A 16,708-nucleotide genomic window follows, 5' to 3' on the forward strand; every position below is an offset into this window, starting at 1 on the left:
TACAATCCCGCTCATGGCCGCACCTTACGACGTTTGTATCCGCGGCGCGGGCATCGTGGGCCGGACGCTGGCCCTGCTGCTCGCGCGCGACCGCCTGCGCGTCGGCCTGGTGGAAGGCCCGCCGGCCGCCTCGCACGCGGACGTGCGCGCCTACGCCCTCAACAGCGCCTCGCGCGACCTGCTGCAGGCCGTGCGCGCCTGGCCGGACGAGGCGCACGCCACGCCGGTGACGGCGATGGACGTGCACGGCGACGAAGGCGGCCGCGTGCAGTTTTCCGCGCAGGCCGAGGGCGTGCCGGCGCTGGCCTGGATCGTCGACGTGCAGCCCCTGCTGGCGCGCCTGGCCGAAGCGGCCCGCTTCCAGCCGCAGATCGAGCTGCTGGAGGCCCCCGCGCCCGCGGCGCTGACCGTCGTCTGCGAAGGCCGCGCCAGCGCGACCCGCGACGAATTCGGCGTGCAGTTCCACGTGAACACGTATCCCCAGCGCGCCATCGCCGCGCGGCTGGACTGCGAGCAGGCCCATGGCGGCGTGGCCCGCCAGTGGTTCGACGACGGCAACGTGCTGGGCCTGCTGCCCCTGGGCGGCCCGGCCGGGAACTCGGTGGCGCTGGTGTGGTCCGTCCGGGAGCTCCGGGTGGACGAGCTGCTGGCCATCGCGCCGGAGGAATTCGAGGCGCGCCTCGCCGCCGCGTGCGGCGGCGCGCTGGGCCGCATGACGCTCACCAGCGAGCGCATGGCCTGGCCGCTGCAGCGCGCGCAGGCGGACCGCTGGTGCGGGCCGGGCTGGGCGCTGGCGGGCGATGCGGCGCACAACGTCCATCCGCTGGCCGGCCAGGGGCTCAACCTGGGGCTGGCCGACGCGCGGACGCTCGCGCAGGTGCTGCACGAGCGCGAGTACTGGCGGCCGCTGGGCGACGAGAAGCTGCTGCGCCGCTACGAGCGCGCGCGCAAGGCGGACGTGCTGGCGATGGCCTGGACCACGGACGGCCTGCAGCAGCTGTTCGCGCAGCCGGCCGAACCCTGGGCGCGCCTGCGCAACTGGGGCATGCGCGGCTTCGACCGCAGCGGGCCGATCAAGCGCTGGGTGGTGCGCCAGGCGATGGGCAGTGCAAGGAACCTGATGAGAACGGGAAGAACATGAAAGCGAACGCGAAGCGAACCGGGCTGGCCGCAGCCCTGCTGGCCCTGGCCCTCGGGGCCGCGGCCCTGGCGGCCATCGCGGCCGACAACAAGGCCCCGACGGTGGCGAATGCCGCCAACCTGGTGCCGCCGGCGGTGGAGAGCGCGCTGCGCAGGAACCTGCCGGAGCGCCTGCCCAACTTCCCGGCCATCGACGAGGTGAGCCGCACGCCCATGCCGGGCGTGTACGAGGTGCGCATCGGCACGGACCTGTTCTACACGGACGCCGAGGGCAACTACATCATCAACGGCGAGATGATGGACACGCGGGCGCGCCGCAACCTCACCGAGGACCGCATGGACAAGCTGCTGGCGATCGACTTCAGCCAGCTGCCGGTGAAGGACGCCTTCACCATCGTGCGCGGCAACGGCAAGCGCAAGCTGGCCGTGTTCGAGGACCCGAACTGCGGCTACTGCAAGCGCTTCGAGCGCGACCTGCAGAAGATCGACAACGTCACGGTCTACATGTTCCTGTACCCGATCCTCGGGCCGGACTCGGTCGAGAAGTCGCGCGCCGTCTGGTGCGCGAAGGACAAGGGCAAGGCCTGGCAGGACTGGATGGTGCGCGGCGAGCCGCTGCCCAAGGCGGACCCGGGCTGCGACGTGACCGTCCTGGCGCGCAACACCGAGTTCGGCCGCAGGCACAAGATCACCGGCACGCCGACGCTGATCTTCGCCGACGGCTCGCGCGTGCCGGGCGCCATCGCCACGGCCGACATCGAGAAGCTGCTGGCGGCCGGCGGCAAGTGACGGTCCCGCGCCCGGCCGGCCCGCACTACCGGGTCGAGGCGGCCGACCCGGCCGCCCATCTGTTCCATGTGACGCTCACGGTGCCGCAGCCGCAGGCGGGCCAGCGCGTGTCGCTGCCCGCCTGGATCCCCGGCAGCTACCTGCTGCGCGAGTTCTCTCGCCACCTGCAGAAGCTGGGCGCGCGCCAGGACGGCAGGCCGCTGGCCGTGCAGCAGGTGGACAAGGCGACGTGGCAGGTGGACTGCATGCCTTCCAGTCCGCTGGTGCTCACCTACGAGGTCTATGCCTTCGACAACTCGGTGCGCACCGCCTGGCTCGATGCGCAGCGCGGCTTCTTCAACGGCACCAGCCTGTGCCTGCGCGTGCACGGCCTGGCGCAGGAGCCGCACGAGCTGGAGATCGTCGCGCCCCGCGCCTTCCCGCACTGGGAGCTGGCCACCGGCCTGGAGCCGCTGAAGACCGGCAAGCGCGGCTTCGGCAGCTACCTCGCCGCCGACTACGACGAACTGGTCGACTGCCCCGTGGAGATGGGCGCCTTCTGGAGCGCCGAATTCCGCGCCTGCGGCGTGCCGCACCGGCTGGTGGTGGCGGGCGCCACCGAGTCCTTCGACCGCGAGCGACTGGTGGCCGACACGCAGAAGATCTGCGAGACGCAGATCCGCTTCTGGCACGAGCGCAAGCGGCCGCCGTTCAGGAACTACCTGTTCCTGCTGAACGCGGTGGACGACGGCTACGGCGGCCTGGAGCACCGCAACTCCACGGCGCTGATCGCCTCGCGGCGCGACCTGCCGCGCATCGGCGACCCGCGCCTGGGCGAGAACTACGTGACGCTGCTGGGGCTGATCAGCCACGAGTACTTCCACACCTGGAACGTCAAGCGCCTGCGGCCGGCGGAGTTCGCGCACTACGACTACAAGCAGGAGAACTACAGCCAGCTGCTCTGGTTCTTCGAGGGCTTCACCAGCTACTACGACGACCTGCTGCTGCGCCGCTCGGGCCTCATCGACGACGCCACCTACCTGAAGCTGCTCACCAAGACCTGCAACCAGGTGCTGCAGACGCCGGGGCGCGAGGTGCAGTCGGTGGCGCAGGCGAGCTTCGACGCCTGGGTGAAGTACTACCGGCAGGACGAGAACACGGCCAACGCCACCGTCAGCTACTACACCAAGGGCGCGCTGGTGGCCCTGTGCTTCGACCTGCTGCTGCGCCACGAAGGCCAGACGAACCTCGACGAGGTCATGCGGACGCTGTGGCAGCGCTGCAAGGCCGGGCCGATGGCGGAGGCCGACTTCAGCGCGGTGCTGAAGGAACTGGCCGGCCGCTCCTTCGGGCGCGAGCTGGCCGCGTGGGTGCACGGCACCCGCGAGCTGCCGCTGAAGGAGCTGCTGGAGCAGCACGGCATCTCCGTGATGGAGGAGCCGGCGCAGCTGCAGCAGCGCCTGGGCGTGCGCGTCACCGAGACGCCGGGCGGCGGCGTGGTGCTGAAGAACGTGCTGCGCGGCGGCGCCGCCGAACAGGCCGGCATCGCGGCCAATGACGAATGGGTGGGCGTGGAAGTCGCGGGCGAGGCCTGGCGCCTGGGCAAGCTCGACGACCTGCTCCTGTACGCGGGCACCCACCGCAAGCTGACGGCGATCGTCGCCCGCGACCGGCGGCTGCTGCGCCTGGAACTCACCCTCCCCGCCGCCGTCACCACCTGGCGGCTGGTCCTGCGCGACGCCGCGAGGGCCCAGGCGTGGCTCGCGGCCTGAGGACGCGCACGCGGCTGGCGCTGCTCGCGCTCGCGGTGGTGCTGGCGCACCTGCTGGGCCTGGAGTGGTTCGCGCGCCAGGCCGATGCGATCTCCGGGCTCACGCTGATGGTGCCGCCCATGTACACGCGGCTGCTGAAGCCCGCGCCGGCCCCCCCGGTGGTGGCCAGCGTCTCCACGGCGCCGCCCGTGCCGCGTTCGCGCGTCGCGCCCCGGCCGAAGCCGCCCGCCTCGTCGGCCGAGGAACTGCGGCGCAAGAAGGAAGCGGAGGAAGCCGCGCGGCGGGAGCGCGAGGAAGCGGCGCAGCGGGAGCGGGAAGCGGCGGAACGGGAAGCGGCCGAACGGGAACGCGAGGCGGCGCAACGCGAAGCCGCGGCGCAGCGCGAACGCGAGGAGGCCGCACAGCGCGAGGCCGAAGCGGAACGCGAGGCGCGCGCGGCGGAGGCGGCGGCGCAGGCCGCGTCCGCGCCGGCGGCGGCGGCGAGCGAAGCGACGGCTGAAGCGCCCGCCCTCGACGACTGGCCCACCGACACCCGCCTGACCTATGCGCTGAGCGGCAGCTTCCGCGGCCCGCTGTTCGGCGATGCGCGCGTGCAGTGGCAGCGCGAGGGCGACCGCTACCAGGTGCGGCTGGACATCCGCATCCAGGTGTTCGGCACGCAGGTGCTCACCAGCCAGGGCGAGGTCACGCCCGAGGGCCTGGTGCCGCGCGAATACGAGGAGTTGCGCCCGGGCAAGCGCCGCACCACGCACATCGGCGACCAGGTCGTCACGCTCGGCAACGGCAAGACGGTGCCGCGCCCGCCGGGCGTGCAGGACACCGCCAGCCAGTTCGTGGAACTGACGCACCGCTTCGCCACGGGCAAGGAAGTGCTGGAGGTCGGCCGCACCGTGACCGTGTGGCTGGCGCGGCCCGGCGGCGTGGACCGCTGGGTCTACGACATCGTGGAGCGCGAGGTGCTGAACACGCCGACGCTGGGCCCCGTGGAGGCCTTCCACCTGAAGCCGCGCCCGATCCCGCACGCGCGCGGCAACATCCTGGCGGAGATGTGGTTCGCGCCGAACCTGCTGTACCTGCCGGTGCGCATCAAGGTGACGATGGGCGACGAGGCCTGGCTGGACCTGCTGGTGGACCACATCGAGCAGAGATAGCCTTCCCGTCACCCCCGCGGAGGCGGGGGCCCAGGGCGTCGGGGACTGCGCGCGCAGCGCGCAGCTGAATGCGGGAGCCCTGGGTCCCCGCCTGCGCGGGGATGACGGGGGAGGGAGGGCGCGGGGATGACGGAAAGCTAGAGCTTCCGCTGGTCCACCACCCGCTTCGCCTTCCCCATGCTGCGCTCGATGCCGCCCGCCGGGCGCAGCTCGATGCGCGCGCTGGTGCCCACGTAGACCTTGATGTCGTGCGCCAGCCGCTCACCCGCGGCCTGCACCTCGCCGTGGTCGTGGGGCAGGCCGGGGCCGGCCTCGACGGCCACCGTCAGCGCGTCCAGCGGCCCCTCGCGCGTGAGGATGCACTGGTAGTGCGGCGCCAGCACGGACTGGCGCAGGATCAGCTCCTCGATCTGCGTCGGGAAGACGTTGACGCCGCGCACGATCATCATGTCGTCGCTGCGGCCCGTGATCTTCTCCATGCGGCGCATCGTGCGCGCGGTGCCGGGCAGCAGGCGGGTGAGGTCGCGCGTGCGGTAGCGCACGATGGGCAGCGCCTCCTTGGTGAGGCTGGTGAACACCAGCTCGCCCAGTTCGCCCTCCGCCACCGGCTCGCCCGTCTCGGGATCGATCACCTCGGGATAGAAGTGGTCCTCCCAGATCGTCGGGCCGTCCTTGGTCTCGATGCACTCGTTGGCCACGCCCGGCCCCATCACTTCCGACAGGCCGTAGATGTCGACCGCGTCCATGCCCAGGCGCTGCTCGATCTTCGCGCGCATGTCGTTGGTCCAGGGCTCGGCGCCGAAGATGCCCAGGCGCAGGCTGGATTCGCGCGGGTCCAGACCCTGCCGCTCGAACTCGTCGGCGATCGCCAGCATGTAGCTGGGCGTGACCATGATGATGTCGGGCCGGAAATCGTGGATCAGCTGCACCTGGCGCTCGGTCTGGCCGCCGCCGAAGGGCACGACCGTGAGCCCCAGCTTCTCGGCGCCGTAGTGCGCGCCCAGGCCGCCGGTGAACAGGCCGTAGCCGTAGCTCACGTGCACCATCTCGCCGGGCCGCGCGCCCGAGGCGCGGATGCTGCGCGCCATCACGGTCGACCAGGTCTCGATGTCGTTCTTCGTGTAACCCACGACGGTCGGCTTGCCGGTGGTGCCGCTCGAGGCGTGGATGCGCACGCACTGCTCGCGCGGCACGGCGAACATGCCGAAGGGATAGCCCTCGCGCAGGTCCGCCTTGGTGGTGAAGGGGAACTTCGCCAGGTCGGCCAGGCTGCGGCAGTCCTCCGGATGCACGCCGGCGACGTCGAACTTGCGCCTGTAGGCGGGCGAGTTCGCATAGGCGTGGTGCAGCGTCGCCTTCAGGCGCTTCAGCTGCAGGGCGCGCAGTTCGTCGACGCTCGCCTTCTCGATGGGTTCCAGCGGGAATTGCTTCATGTCTCGTCCTCCGGGATCACCGTGCCCTGGATGCTGGCGCTCTTGCCGCGGAACACCGCGATGACCTCGCCGCGCTGGTTGGTGACCTTCATGTCGTAGATGCCGTGCCGGCCCTGCAGCACCTGCTCGACGCCCTCGCAGGTGAGCACGTCGTCGAGCCGCGCGGGCTTGAGGAATTCGATGCTGCAGCCGGCCGCCACGGTGACCTTGTTGTGGCTGTTGCAGGCGAAGGCGAAGGTGGAGTCCGCCAGCGTGAAGATCAGTCCGCCGTGGCAGATCTGGTGGCCGTTGAGCATGGGCGCGCGCACCTTCATGCGCATGACGGCGCGCCCGGGCTCGCAGGCGACCAGTTCCATCTGCATGAAGTCCTTGGACGCGGCGTCCACGGCGAACATCGCCTCGCCCACGCGGGCGGCCAGGGCGGCGGGGGAAAGCTTGCTGCTCATTCGCCTGTGAACTGCGCCGGGCGCTTCTCGCGGAAGGCCATCACGCCCTCGATGTAGTCGTGGGTCTTGCCGAGCGCCGACTGCGTGTCGCGTTCCAGCTGCAGCTGCGCCTCGAGCTCGTTGGTCGCGGCGGCGCGCAGCAGCCTGCGGGTCTGCACCAGCGCGGTCGTGGGCAGCACGGCCAGCCGTTCGGCCAGCTGCATCGCCACGGCCACGCAGTCCTGCCCCTCGGGCGCGACGTCCCAGATCATTCCCCATTCCTTGGCCTGTTGCGCGCCCAGCTTGTCGCCCAGCATCGCGCAGCCCATGGCGCGGGCCAGCCCCAGCTTCTTCACCAGGAACCAGCTGCCGCCGGCGTCGGGCACGAGGCCGATGCGGCTGAAGGCCTGGATGAACGAGGCACTGGAAGCGGCGACGGCGAGGTCGCAGGCCATCGCGAAGGAGGCGCCCGCGCCCGCCGCGACGCCGTTGACGGCCGCGATCGTGGGCACGCGCAACGCCATCAGCTTGCGCACGCTGGGGTTGAAGGCCTGCTCGATCACTGGGCCGGGGTCCGCGCGCTGCACGAGGTCGGGTCCGGGCTCGAAGTCGAATTCGGCGAGGTCGGCGCCGGCGCAGAAGCCGCGGCCCGCGCCGGTGATGACGGCGGCGCGCACGGCCTTGTCGCCGTCGATGCGGTCCAGCACCGCCCACAGGTCGCGGTGCATCTGCCGCGTGAAGCTGTTGAGGGACTGCGGCCGGTTCAGCGTCACGAGGGCGACGCTTCCGCGCAGTTCGCACAGGACGTTGGCTTCGCTCATGGGGTCTCCTTCGCCGCCGAATCTAGCACCGGGGGCGGTGCGGTCCGCAGCATGGTTTCCCTTGGTTATAGTTGCCCCGAACCCCAGGAGAGACCGGCATGGCCTACGAATTCATCAACGTGCGCACCGAAGCAGGCAAGGTGGGCGTCATCACGCTGAACCGCCCCAAGCAGCTCAACGCCCTGAACAACGAGCTGATGGACGAGCTCGGCCAGGCCATGAAGGCCTTCGACGGCGATGACGCGATCGGCTGCATGGTGCTCACCGGCAGCGAGAAGGCCTTCGCCGCCGGCGCCGACATCGGGGCGATGGCGACCTACCAGTTCGCCGACGTCTACAAGACCGACTACATCACGCGCAACTGGGAGACGATCCGCTCGATCCGCAAGCCGGTGATCGCCGCCGTGAGCGGCTTCGCCCTGGGCGGCGGCTGCGAGCTGGCCATGATGTGCGACTTCATCATCGCCGCCGACAACGCGAAGTTCGGCCAGCCCGAGATCAAGCTGGGCATCATTCCGGGCGCCGGCGGCACGCAGCGCCTGCCGCGGGCGGTGGGCAAGGCCAAGGCCATGGACCTGGCGCTCACGGGCCGCATGATGGACGCCACCGAAGCGGAGCGCGCGGGCCTGGTGAGCCGCATCGTGCCGCTGGACAAGCTGATGGAGGAGGCCCTGGGCGCCGCCCTGCAGATCTGCGACTACTCGCAGCTGGCGGTGCTGGCGGCCAAGGAGTCGGTCAACCGCTCCTTCGAGAGCGGCCTGGCCGACGGCGTGATGTTCGAGCGGCGCCTGTTCCACGCCCTCTTCGCCACCGAGGACCAGAAGGAAGGCATGGCGGCCTTCGTGGAGAAGCGCAAGGCGCAGTTCAAGCACCGCTGAGCTTCCCGGTCGCCGGCCCCCGTAGGGTGGCGGCGGCGCGCCGCCGGCAGGTGAGCGAAGCGAACCCCACCGACCCCCCCGAACCTTTGGCTATAATCGCGGGCTCACAGGCGCTTTAGCTCAGTTGGTTAGAGCGACGGAATCATAATCCGCAGGTCCGGGGTTCGAGTCCCTGAAGCGCCACCAGATTACAACGCTCCGCGTTGACAAGCAGAGGCACTGTCCACCACAGTGCCTTTGTCGTTTTCACAGCCTCTGGATCTACACCATGAACCGCTGGACCCGCCTCTTCCTTGCCGGCGTCGCCCTCGCCGCCACCGCCGCATTCGGCCAGGCCGTGATGCGCGATGCGCCCAGGGACGTCAAGCCCGCCATCATCGCCGTCAGCGCCACGCCGCCGATCATCACGGTGGACGGCAAGCCCGATCGCCTGTCGCCCGGCGCGCGCGTGCGCGACCGCAACAACATGCTGGTGCTGTCCGGCGCGCTGGCCGGCAAGACGCTCTACACCGTCTACAAGCGCGACAGCGCCGGGCTGGTGCACGAGGTCTGGTTGCTGAACCAGGAGGAATACACCAAGGTCGGCGGCGTCACCACCGGCGACCCGAACGGCTACAAGCGCTTCAACGAGCTGCTGGACATGATCTGGCAGACCCGCTGGCTGCTGCTGAAGTGAGCGCCCCCATGAAGAAGGTGTACATCAAGACCTTCGGCTGCCAGATGAACGAGTACGACTCGGACAAGATGGCGGACGTCATGCACGCGGCCGAAGGCTACGAGCCCACGCAGGACCCGGAGCAGGCCGACCTGATCCTGTTCAACACCTGCTCGGTGCGCGAGAAGGCGCAGGAGAAGGTGTTCTCCGACCTCGGCCGCGTGAAGCACCTGAAGAAGAAGGGCGTGCTGATCGGCGTGGGCGGCTGCGTCGCCAGCCAGGAAGGCGCGGCCATCATCGAGCGCGCGCCCTACGTGGACGTGGTGTTCGGCCCGCAGACGCTGCACCGCCTGCCGGAACTGCTGCACGCGCGCGAGCGCCAGCAGCGCCCGCAGGTGGACATCAGCTTCCCCGAGATCGAGAAGTTCGACCACCTGCCGCCCGCGCGGGTCGACGGCGCTTCGGCCTTCGTCTCCATCATGGAAGGCTGCTCCAAGTACTGCAGCTACTGCGTGGTGCCCTACACCCGCGGCGAGGAAGTCTCGCGGCCCTTCGAGGACGTGCTGACCGAGATCGCCGGCCTGGCCGACCAGGGCGTGAAGGAAGTGACGCTGCTCGGGCAGAACGTCAACGCCTACCGCGGCGCCATGGCCGGCACGAGCGAGATCGCCGACTTCGCCCTGCTGATCGAGTACGTGGCGGAGATCCCCGGCATCCAGCGCATCCGCTACACGACCAGCCACCCGAACGAGTTCACGCAGCGCCTGGTGGACGTCTACGGCAAGGTGCCGCAGCTGGTGAGCCACCTGCACCTGCCGGTGCAGCACGGCAGCGACCGCATCCTGATGGCGATGAAGCGCAACTACACCGCCATGGAGTACAAGAGCACGATCCGCAAGCTCCGGGCCGTGCGGCCGCAGCTCTCGCTGTCCTCCGACTTCATCGTCGGCTTCCCCGGCGAGACCGAACAGGATTTCGCGAAGCTGATGAAGCTGGTGGAGGACGTCGGTTACGACGCCAGCTTCTCCTTCATCTTCAGCCCGCGCCCCGGCACGCCGGCGGCCAACCTGCACGACGACACGCCGCACGCCGTGAAGCTCGAGCGCCTGCAGCACCTGCAGGCCGTGCTGGAGGAGAACGTGCAGCGCATCAGCGCGAGCCGCGTCGGCACCGTGCAGCGCATCCTCGTCGAAGGGCCTTCCCGCAAGGACCCGAACGAGCTGATGGGCCGCACCGAGTGCAACCGCATCGTCAACTTCGCCGGCGACAAGCGCCTGGTGGGCGAGATGGTGGACGTGACGATCACCGAGGCGCTGCCGCATTCGCTGCGCGGCGAGGTCGCCGTCGCGGCCTGAGGGCGGCCTCGGGCTAGAAAGGAAGCTTGGGCATGCCCTTGCCGCCGCCCATGCGCTTCATCATCTTCATCAGCCCGCCGCCCTTCATCTTCTTCATCATGGCCTGCATCTGCTCGAACTCGTTGAGCAGGCGGTTGACCTCCTGGACCTGGACGCCGGCGCCGGCGGCGATGCGGCGCTTGCGGGTGGCCTTGATGATCTCGGGCTTGCGGCGCTCGGCCGGCGTCATGCTGCAGATGATGCCTTCCTTGCGCCGCACGTCGCGCTCGGCCTTCTCCATGTCGACCTGGCCGGCCTTGGCCTGCACCTGCGCCGGCATCTTGTCCATCAGCGTGGAGAGGCCGCCCATCTGCTTCATCTGCTGGATCTGCGCCAGGAAGTCGTTCAGGTCGAAGCCCTCGCCGCTCTTGACCTTGGCGGCGAGCTTCTGCGCCGCCTCCATGTCCACGCCGGCCTGCACCTGTTCGACCAGGGCCACGATGTCGCCCATGCCCAGGATGCGGCCCGCGTGGCGCTCCGCGTCGAACACCTCCAGGCCGTCGATCTTCTCGCTGACGCCGGCGAACTTGATGGGCGCGCCCGTCACCTGGCGCACCGACAGCGCCGCGCCGCCGCGCGAGTCGCCGTCCAGCTTGGTCAGCACGATGCCGGTGAGCGGCAGCGCCTCCTTGAAGGCCTTGGCCGTGTTGACCGCGTCCTGGCCCTGCATGGCGTCCACCACGAACAGCGTCTCCACCGGGTGGACGGCCGCGTGCAGTTCCTTGATCTCGCGCATCATCGCCTCGTCGATCGCGAGGCGGCCGGCCGTGTCGACCAGCAGCACGTCGAAGTACTGCTTGCGCGCGAAGTCCACCGCGGCCCGCGCGATGTCCACCGGCTTCTGGTCCGGCGTGCTGGGGAACCACTCGGCGCCGGCCTGCTTCGTCACCGTCTTCAGCTGCTCGATGGCGGCCGGGCGGTAGACGTCGCCCGAGACCGTCAGCACCTTCTTCTTGCGCTTCTCGATCAGGTGCTTGGCGAGCTTGGCCGTCGTGGTCGTCTTGCCGGCGCCCTGCAGGCCGGCCATCAGGATCACCGCCGGCGGCTGCGCCGCCAGGTTGATGTCGCTGACGCCCGCGCCCATGGTGGCCACCAGCTCGCGGTGGACGATGCCCACCAGCGCCTGCCCCGGGTTGAGCGAGCCCACGACCTCCTGGCCCAGCGCCTTCTCCTTCACGCGGGCGACGAAGTCGCGCACCACCGGCAGCGCGACGTCGGCCTCCAGCAGCGCCATGCGGACCTCGCGGAGCATCTCCTGCACGTTGTCTTCGGTGATGCGGGCCTGGCCGCGCATCTGCTTCACGAGCCGGGAGAGTTTGTCGGAGAGGGCGGAGGCCATGGAAGGGAGTGGGGGTTGCGCCACAGGCGGGCGGGGCGCGAAGGGCGCGGGAAAGCCGGGGGGCTAAACTTCTCCCATGATTTTATCCAGTGCGTCCCCCGCGGGTGTGGCGCTGAGCCTGGCCGCGGCGGCCGCCTATGCGGTCCCCGCCGCGGGGGCGTCGCGGCTGAGCGAAGCGGCCGCGCGCCGGGCCCTGCTCGCGGCCTGGCTGCTGCATGCGGCGTCACTGGTCTGGAGCCTGTTCGGGCACCCGCCGCGCTTCGGCTTCGCGCCGGCGCTGTCGGTCACTGCCTGGCTGGTGCTGACGGTCTACGCCGTGGAGCGGCAGATGTTCCCGCAGCTGCAGGCGCGCTGGGCCCTGTTCGGCCTGGGCGCGGCGGCGGTGCTGCTGGCCCTGGTGTTCCCGGGCGCACCGCTGCACGTGAGCGCGTCGCCCTGGCTGTCGCTGCACTGGGCGCTCGGGGTGGCCGCCTACGGCCTGTTCGCCGCGGCGGCCGTGCACGCCTGGCTGCTGCAGCGCGTGGAGCGCAGCATCCGCGAAGGCGCGGAGCCGCAGGCCGGCCTGCCGCTGCTCACGCTGGAGCGGCTGACCTTCCGCTTCGCCGGCGCCGGCTTCGTGCTGCTCACGGGCACGCTGGTGGCGGGCATCTTCTTTTCCGAGGTGCTGTACGGGCGCGCCTGGCGCTGGGACCACAAGTCGGTGTTCTCGGTGCTGTCGTGGATCGTCTTCGCCGCGCTGCTGCTGGGACGCGCGCGCTTCGGGCTGCGCGGCCGCCGCGCCGTCAACGTGATCTACATCGGCTCCGTGCTGCTGCTGCTGGCCTACGTGGGCTCGCGCTTCGTGCTGGAAGTGGTGCTGGGACGCACGCCATGAAATACCTCGTGCTCCTGGCGGTCCTGGTGATCGCCTACCTCGTGTGGCGCAACGGGCGCATCCGGGAGCGCCAGTCCACGCACCGCCCGCCCCTGGCCGCGCCGCAGGAGATGGTGAGCTGCACCGCCTGCGGCGTGCACCTGCCCCGGCCCGACGCCGTGCGCGGCGCCGACGGCCGCTACTACTGCTGCAACGAGCACCGGCTGCGCGCCGGCCGCTGAAGACCATGGCCGCCCCCCTGCCGCCTTCCACCTGGGGCCACTCCACGTGGACCTGGGAGGCGCCGGCCCTGCCGGTGCTGCCCGAGGCGCGGCCCTTCCACCGGCTGTGGGTCGGCTTCATGATGGCCCGCATCGGCATCGCCCTCGTGCTGCTGCTGGTGCTGGGCATGCTGATGGTCTCGGAGACCGCGCCGCTCGACTACTGGCAGCTGGCCCTGTGCGTCGCCTACCTGGCCGCGGCCGTGGCGGTGCGCGTGTTCACGCGGCCGTCGGCGCCCGGCCGCAGCTTCGACCCGCAATGGGTCTTCAGCATCGGCATCGACCTGCTCGCCTTCTCCACGCTGCAGTTCCTGCAGGCGGCGGGGCTCAACTACTCGCCCCTGTTCGCCCTGCCGGTGCTGACCGCCTCGGTGCTCGGCTCCAGCCTGCTGGCCCTGGGCACCGCGGCCGGCGTGACGCTGCTGCTGCTGGCCGACGGCTGGGTGATGTCGCTGGAGGCGGCGGAGCACACCTCGCGCCTGGTGCAGGCCGGCCTGGCGGGCGGCGGCTACTTCGTCGTGGCGCTGCTGGCGAACCAGCTGGCGGTGCGGCTCGCGCGCGAGGAACTGGCGGCGCGGCGCAGCCTCTCCGCGGCGCGCACGCAGGCGCACGTCAACGAACTGGTGATCGACACGCTCAGCGAGGGGCTGCTGGTGGTCGGCGCCGACTGGCGCATCCACGCGGCCAACCCCGCGGCGCGCACGCTGCTGGGCTGGCAGGCGCGCGAGGCGCCCGCGTCGCTCGCGCTGCTGTCGCGCCCGGCCTGGAAGCCGCTGGCGGCGCTGGCGCAGCGCACCTTCGACAGCGGCGACGAGCAGTCCGCCGAGCTCGCGCTGCAGCTCGCACCGGGCGAACGCCTGCACCTGCGCGTGCGCACCCGGCTCACGCCGCCGCAGGACCCGTACGCCGACGCGCTGTGCGTCATGTTCCTGCAGGACCTGCGCGAGGCCGAGGCGCGGCTGCGCACCGAGAAGCTGGCCGCGATGGGCCGCATGTCGGCCGCCGTGGCGCACGAGATCCGCAATCCCCTCGCCGCCATCGCGCAGGCGAACGGCCTGCTGGCGGAGGAACTCTCCGACCCGGGCCACCAGCAGCTCGCGGCGCTGGTGGGCAAGAACACGCAGCGGCTGTCGCAGATCGTCGAGGAGATCCTCAACCTCGCCCGCGTGCAGGCGCCCAGCACCGACTGGCTGGAGCTGGACCAGGTGGTGCAGGTGCTGGTCGCCGAATGGGAGCGCAACGCCCGCGCCGGCGAGCGCCTGCAGGTGCGCACGGCCTCCAGCCCCGCCTGGGCCGCCTTCGATGGCGAGCACCTGCGGCGCGTGCTGGTGAACCTGCTGGACAACGCGCTGCGCCATGCGTCGGCGCGGCCGGGTTCGATCATCGTGGCGACCGACCTCAACCTGTCGCAGGCGCGGCTGCACGTCTGGAGCGACGGCGCCCCGCTGGACCCCGGCGTGCAGCGCCACCTGTTCGAGCCCTTCTTCTCCTCCGAGAGCCGCTCCAGCGGCCTGGGCCTGTACATCTGCCGCGAACTGTGCGACCGCCACGGCGCCCTGATCACCTACGCGCGCGGCCCGGCACCCGACGGCAGCGGCCGCGAGGGCAACAGCTTCGGCGTGACATTCCGCACGCGCACGAGCGAGATGCCGGACGCGGCACCCTTTGCCACAATACGCGCCTGATGCCCCAAGCCGCGTCCCCTGCCCACATCCTGGTCGTCGACGACGAGCCGGACCTGCGCACCCTCTACGAGCTGACGCTGCTGCGCGAGGGCTACCGCGTCGACGCCGCCGGCACCATGGGCGAGGCCCTGCAGATGCTGGAGGAGCGCCGCTTCGACGCCGTGATCACCGACATGCGCCTGCCCGACGGCCTGGGGCTCGACCTGCTGCAGCGCATGACGGCGCAGCAGCGGCCCGAGCGCTGCGTCGTGATGACGGCCTACGGCTCCGCCGAGAACGCGGTGGAGGCGCTGAAGGCCGGCGCCTTCGACTACCTCACCAAGCCGGTGGACCTGAAGCAGTTCCGCAGCGTGGTCGCCTCCGCCCTGCAGGAAGGCGGCGAGCGCCGCACGGCGGGAAGCCCGCGTGCGCCGGCCGCCAGCGGCCTGCCGTCCGGCGAGGCTGCGCTGCAGCGGCTCGTGGGCGACTCCGCCCCCATGCGCACGGTGAAGGAACGCATCGCCAAGGTCGCCCGCAGCATGGCCCCGGTGCTCGTGCGCGGCGAATCGGGCACGGGCAAGGAACTGGTCGCGCGCGCGATCCACGCCTGCAGCCACCGCGCCAGCGGCCCCTTCGTGGCCGTGAACTGCAGCGCGATCCCCGAGGCGCTGCTGGAGGCCGAGTTCTTCGGCGCCAGGAAGGGCTCGTACACCGGCGCGAGCGCCGACCGCGAAGGCTATTTCCAGGCGGCGCGCGACGGCACGCTGTTCCTCGACGAGATCGGCGACCTCCCGCTGCCCATGCAGTCCAAGCTGCTGCGCGCGATCCAGGAGCGGCAGGTGCGCCCGCTGGGCTCCACGCAGGAAGACGCGGTGGACGTGCGCATCGTCAGCGCGACGCACAAGGACCTGGCCGCCGACGTGCAGGCCGGCCGCTTCCGCCAGGACCTGTTCTACCGCCTGAACGTGATCGAGATCCTGGTGCCGCCGCTGCGCGAGCGGCGCGAGGACCTGCCGGCCCTGTGCGAGGCGGTGCTCGCGCGCATCGCGCAGGAGACGGGCATCGCCCCGCCACGCCTCACGCCGGAGCTGCTGGAGCAGCTGCGCGCGCATCCGCTGCCCGGCAACGTGCGCGAGCTGGAGAACCTGCTGCACCGCGCGCTCGCGCTCAGCGAGGGCTCGCAGCTGCAGGTGGACTTCGCGCCCTCCGCGGCGCTGCCCCTGCCGTCCGGCGAAGCGGCTGCCGCGGCGCCGGACGCCGCGGCCGCGCCGGCGGTGCCGAACGACCTGCAGGCCTACCTGGACCAGCAGGAGCGCGAGATCCTGGTGAAGACCCTGCGCGAGACCAACTTCAACCGCACGGCGGCGGCGCAGCGCCTGGGCCTGAGCCTGCGGCAGATCCGCTACCGCATCGCCCGCCTGGGCATCGCCACGCCCGGCAGCGAGGAGGCCGATGACCCGCAAGGCCGCAGCGCCTGACGCGCGCGACCCGCTCTGGCAGGCGGGTTGGTACCGCTTCGCGCACCGCGTGGACTCGCCCAACTTCGGCCCGCGGCCGCCCGGCGCCTGCATCGACCTGGTGGTGGTGCACTCGATCAGCCTGCCGCCCGGCGTGTACGGCGGCGACGAGGTGCAACGCCTGTTCACCAACACGCTGGACTGGGACGCGCATCCCTACTTCCAGCAGATCCGCGGCATGCAGGTGTCGGCGCACTTCTTCATCCGCCGCGACGGCGCGCTCCTGCAGTTCGTGAGCTGCGACGCACGCGCGTGGCACGCCGGCAACTCGCAGTATCGCGGCCGCGCGAACTGCAACGACGACTCGGTGGGCATCGAGCTGGAAGGCCTCGAGGGCGAAACATTCGAGCCGGCGCAGTACGAGGCGCTCGCCGCCGTCTGCGCCGCGATCGCGCAGCACTACCCGATCCGCCACGTCGCGGGCCACGAGCACATCGCCCCCGCGCGCAAGCAGGACCCCGGTCCGGGCTTCGACTGGGCGCTGCTGCAACGCGAACTCGGTTGGCCGCGGGAGTGGTTCCCCGCATGAGGCGCCGGCAGTTGCCGCGCCACAACGCAACCGTCGCGAAGCAGTTCACGCATTGATCGCGCGCGTTGCGCGTTTTCCGCGCATCACA

The 16,708-nt window shown here is 71.1% G+C and carries 16 protein-coding genes and 1 tRNA gene; 13 read left to right on the plus strand and 4 right to left on the minus strand.

Annotation, left to right across the window (positions count from 1 at the left end; genetic code table 11):
- The first annotated feature begins 13 nt into the window (after positions 1-13).
- From ACY0MJ_RS16895 to ACY0MJ_RS16910, 4 genes are read left to right on the plus strand one after another with little or no spacing between them, the layout of a single operon-like run.
- Entirely contained in the window at positions 14-1,141 is a 1,128-nt protein-coding gene (locus ACY0MJ_RS16895) for an FAD-dependent monooxygenase (protein WP_462639700.1), read from the plus strand.
- Positions 1,138-1,929 carry a DsbC family protein gene (locus ACY0MJ_RS16900; protein WP_462639701.1) on the plus strand — a complete coding sequence of 264 codons (792 nt, stop codon included), beginning with the start codon at positions 1,138-1,140 and terminating at the stop codon, positions 1,927-1,929. The genes ACY0MJ_RS16895 and ACY0MJ_RS16900 overlap by 4 nt, the downstream gene beginning before the upstream one ends.
- The gene (locus ACY0MJ_RS16905) at positions 1,926-3,680 is read left to right on the plus strand and encodes a M61 family metallopeptidase (protein WP_462639702.1); all 1,755 of its coding nucleotides are present in this window, start codon (positions 1,926-1,928) and stop codon (positions 3,678-3,680) included. The genes ACY0MJ_RS16900 and ACY0MJ_RS16905 overlap by 4 nt, the downstream gene beginning before the upstream one ends.
- Complete coding sequence (locus ACY0MJ_RS16910) at positions 3,665-4,831, plus strand: DUF3108 domain-containing protein (RefSeq protein WP_462639703.1); 1,167 nt, start codon at positions 3,665-3,667, stop codon at positions 4,829-4,831. Before ACY0MJ_RS16905 ends, ACY0MJ_RS16910 begins: the two co-directional genes overlap by 16 nt.
- 137 nt (positions 4,832-4,968) lie before the next feature.
- On the opposite strand, the gene paaK is transcribed toward ACY0MJ_RS16910, so the two are convergent.
- The 3 genes from paaK to ACY0MJ_RS16925 are packed head-to-tail and all read right to left on the minus strand — an operon-like array spanning position 4,969 to position 7,510.
- On the minus strand, positions 4,969-6,264 hold the full coding sequence (paaK, locus tag ACY0MJ_RS16915; protein ID WP_462639704.1) for a phenylacetate--CoA ligase PaaK: 1,296 nt from the start codon (positions 6,262-6,264) through the stop codon (positions 4,969-4,971).
- Positions 6,261-6,710, minus strand: a complete 450-nt coding sequence (paaI, locus tag ACY0MJ_RS16920) for a hydroxyphenylacetyl-CoA thioesterase PaaI (RefSeq protein WP_462639705.1) — start codon at positions 6,708-6,710, stop codon at positions 6,261-6,263. Before paaI ends, paaK begins: the two co-directional genes overlap by 4 nt.
- Positions 6,707-7,510 carry an enoyl-CoA hydratase-related protein gene (locus ACY0MJ_RS16925; protein ID WP_462639706.1) on the minus strand — a complete coding sequence of 268 codons (804 nt, stop codon included), beginning with the start codon at positions 7,508-7,510 and terminating at the stop codon, positions 6,707-6,709. Before ACY0MJ_RS16925 ends, paaI begins: the two co-directional genes overlap by 4 nt.
- Before the next feature lie 98 nt (positions 7,511-7,608).
- Here ACY0MJ_RS16925 and ACY0MJ_RS16930 point away from each other — a divergent pair, with 98 nt between their 5' ends.
- The 4 genes from ACY0MJ_RS16930 (at position 7,609) to miaB (ending at position 10,398) form a co-directional block, all read left to right on the plus strand.
- Positions 7,609-8,388 carry an enoyl-CoA hydratase gene (locus ACY0MJ_RS16930; RefSeq protein ID WP_462639707.1) on the plus strand — a complete coding sequence of 260 codons (780 nt, stop codon included), beginning with the start codon at positions 7,609-7,611 and terminating at the stop codon, positions 8,386-8,388.
- 109 nt (positions 8,389-8,497) lie between these two features.
- A tRNA-Met gene (locus tag ACY0MJ_RS16935) sits at positions 8,498-8,574 on the plus strand.
- An 82-nt stretch (positions 8,575-8,656) separates the two neighbouring features.
- Positions 8,657-9,064 carry a hypothetical protein gene (locus tag ACY0MJ_RS16940; RefSeq protein ID WP_462639708.1) on the plus strand — a complete coding sequence of 136 codons (408 nt, stop codon included), beginning with the start codon at positions 8,657-8,659 and terminating at the stop codon, positions 9,062-9,064.
- An 8-nt stretch (positions 9,065-9,072) separates the two neighbouring features.
- Complete coding sequence (miaB, locus tag ACY0MJ_RS16945) at positions 9,073-10,398, plus strand: tRNA (N6-isopentenyl adenosine(37)-C2)-methylthiotransferase MiaB (RefSeq protein WP_462639709.1); 1,326 nt, start codon at positions 9,073-9,075, stop codon at positions 10,396-10,398.
- A 13-nt stretch (positions 10,399-10,411) separates the two neighbouring features.
- Here miaB and ffh read toward each other — a convergent pair whose 3' ends face one another.
- On the minus strand, positions 10,412-11,776 hold the full coding sequence (gene ffh / locus ACY0MJ_RS16950) for a signal recognition particle protein (RefSeq protein WP_462639710.1): 1,365 nt from the start codon (positions 11,774-11,776) through the stop codon (positions 10,412-10,414).
- A 76-nt stretch (positions 11,777-11,852) separates the two neighbouring features.
- Here ffh and ACY0MJ_RS16955 point away from each other — a divergent pair, with 76 nt between their 5' ends.
- Genes ACY0MJ_RS16955 through ampD form a run of 5 tightly spaced genes read left to right on the plus strand, consistent with a single transcriptional unit; the run spans position 11,853 to position 16,620 of the window.
- Positions 11,853-12,650 (plus strand): cytochrome C assembly family protein, encoded by a 798-nt coding sequence (locus ACY0MJ_RS16955; protein ID WP_462639711.1) that lies wholly within the window; start codon positions 11,853-11,855, stop codon positions 12,648-12,650.
- The gene (locus tag ACY0MJ_RS16960) at positions 12,647-12,871 is read left to right on the plus strand and encodes a PP0621 family protein (protein ID WP_462639712.1); all 225 of its coding nucleotides are present in this window, start codon (positions 12,647-12,649) and stop codon (positions 12,869-12,871) included. Before ACY0MJ_RS16955 ends, ACY0MJ_RS16960 begins: the two co-directional genes overlap by 4 nt.
- A gap of 5 nt (positions 12,872-12,876) precedes the next feature.
- Positions 12,877-14,595 (plus strand): two-component system sensor histidine kinase NtrB, encoded by a 1,719-nt coding sequence (locus ACY0MJ_RS16965; RefSeq protein ID WP_462639713.1) that lies wholly within the window; start codon positions 12,877-12,879, stop codon positions 14,593-14,595.
- Positions 14,595-16,052, plus strand: coding sequence for a sigma-54-dependent transcriptional regulator (locus ACY0MJ_RS16970; RefSeq protein ID WP_462639714.1), 1,458 nt, complete (start codon positions 14,595-14,597; stop codon positions 16,050-16,052). Before ACY0MJ_RS16965 ends, ACY0MJ_RS16970 begins: the two co-directional genes overlap by 1 nt.
- Positions 16,027-16,620 (plus strand): 1,6-anhydro-N-acetylmuramyl-L-alanine amidase AmpD, encoded by a 594-nt coding sequence (gene ampD, locus ACY0MJ_RS16975; protein WP_462639715.1) that lies wholly within the window; start codon positions 16,027-16,029, stop codon positions 16,618-16,620. The genes ACY0MJ_RS16970 and ampD overlap by 26 nt, the downstream gene beginning before the upstream one ends.
- Positions 16,621-16,708 lie beyond the last annotated feature (88 nt).

This window comes from Ramlibacter sp. bp-362, assembly GCF_054956735.1.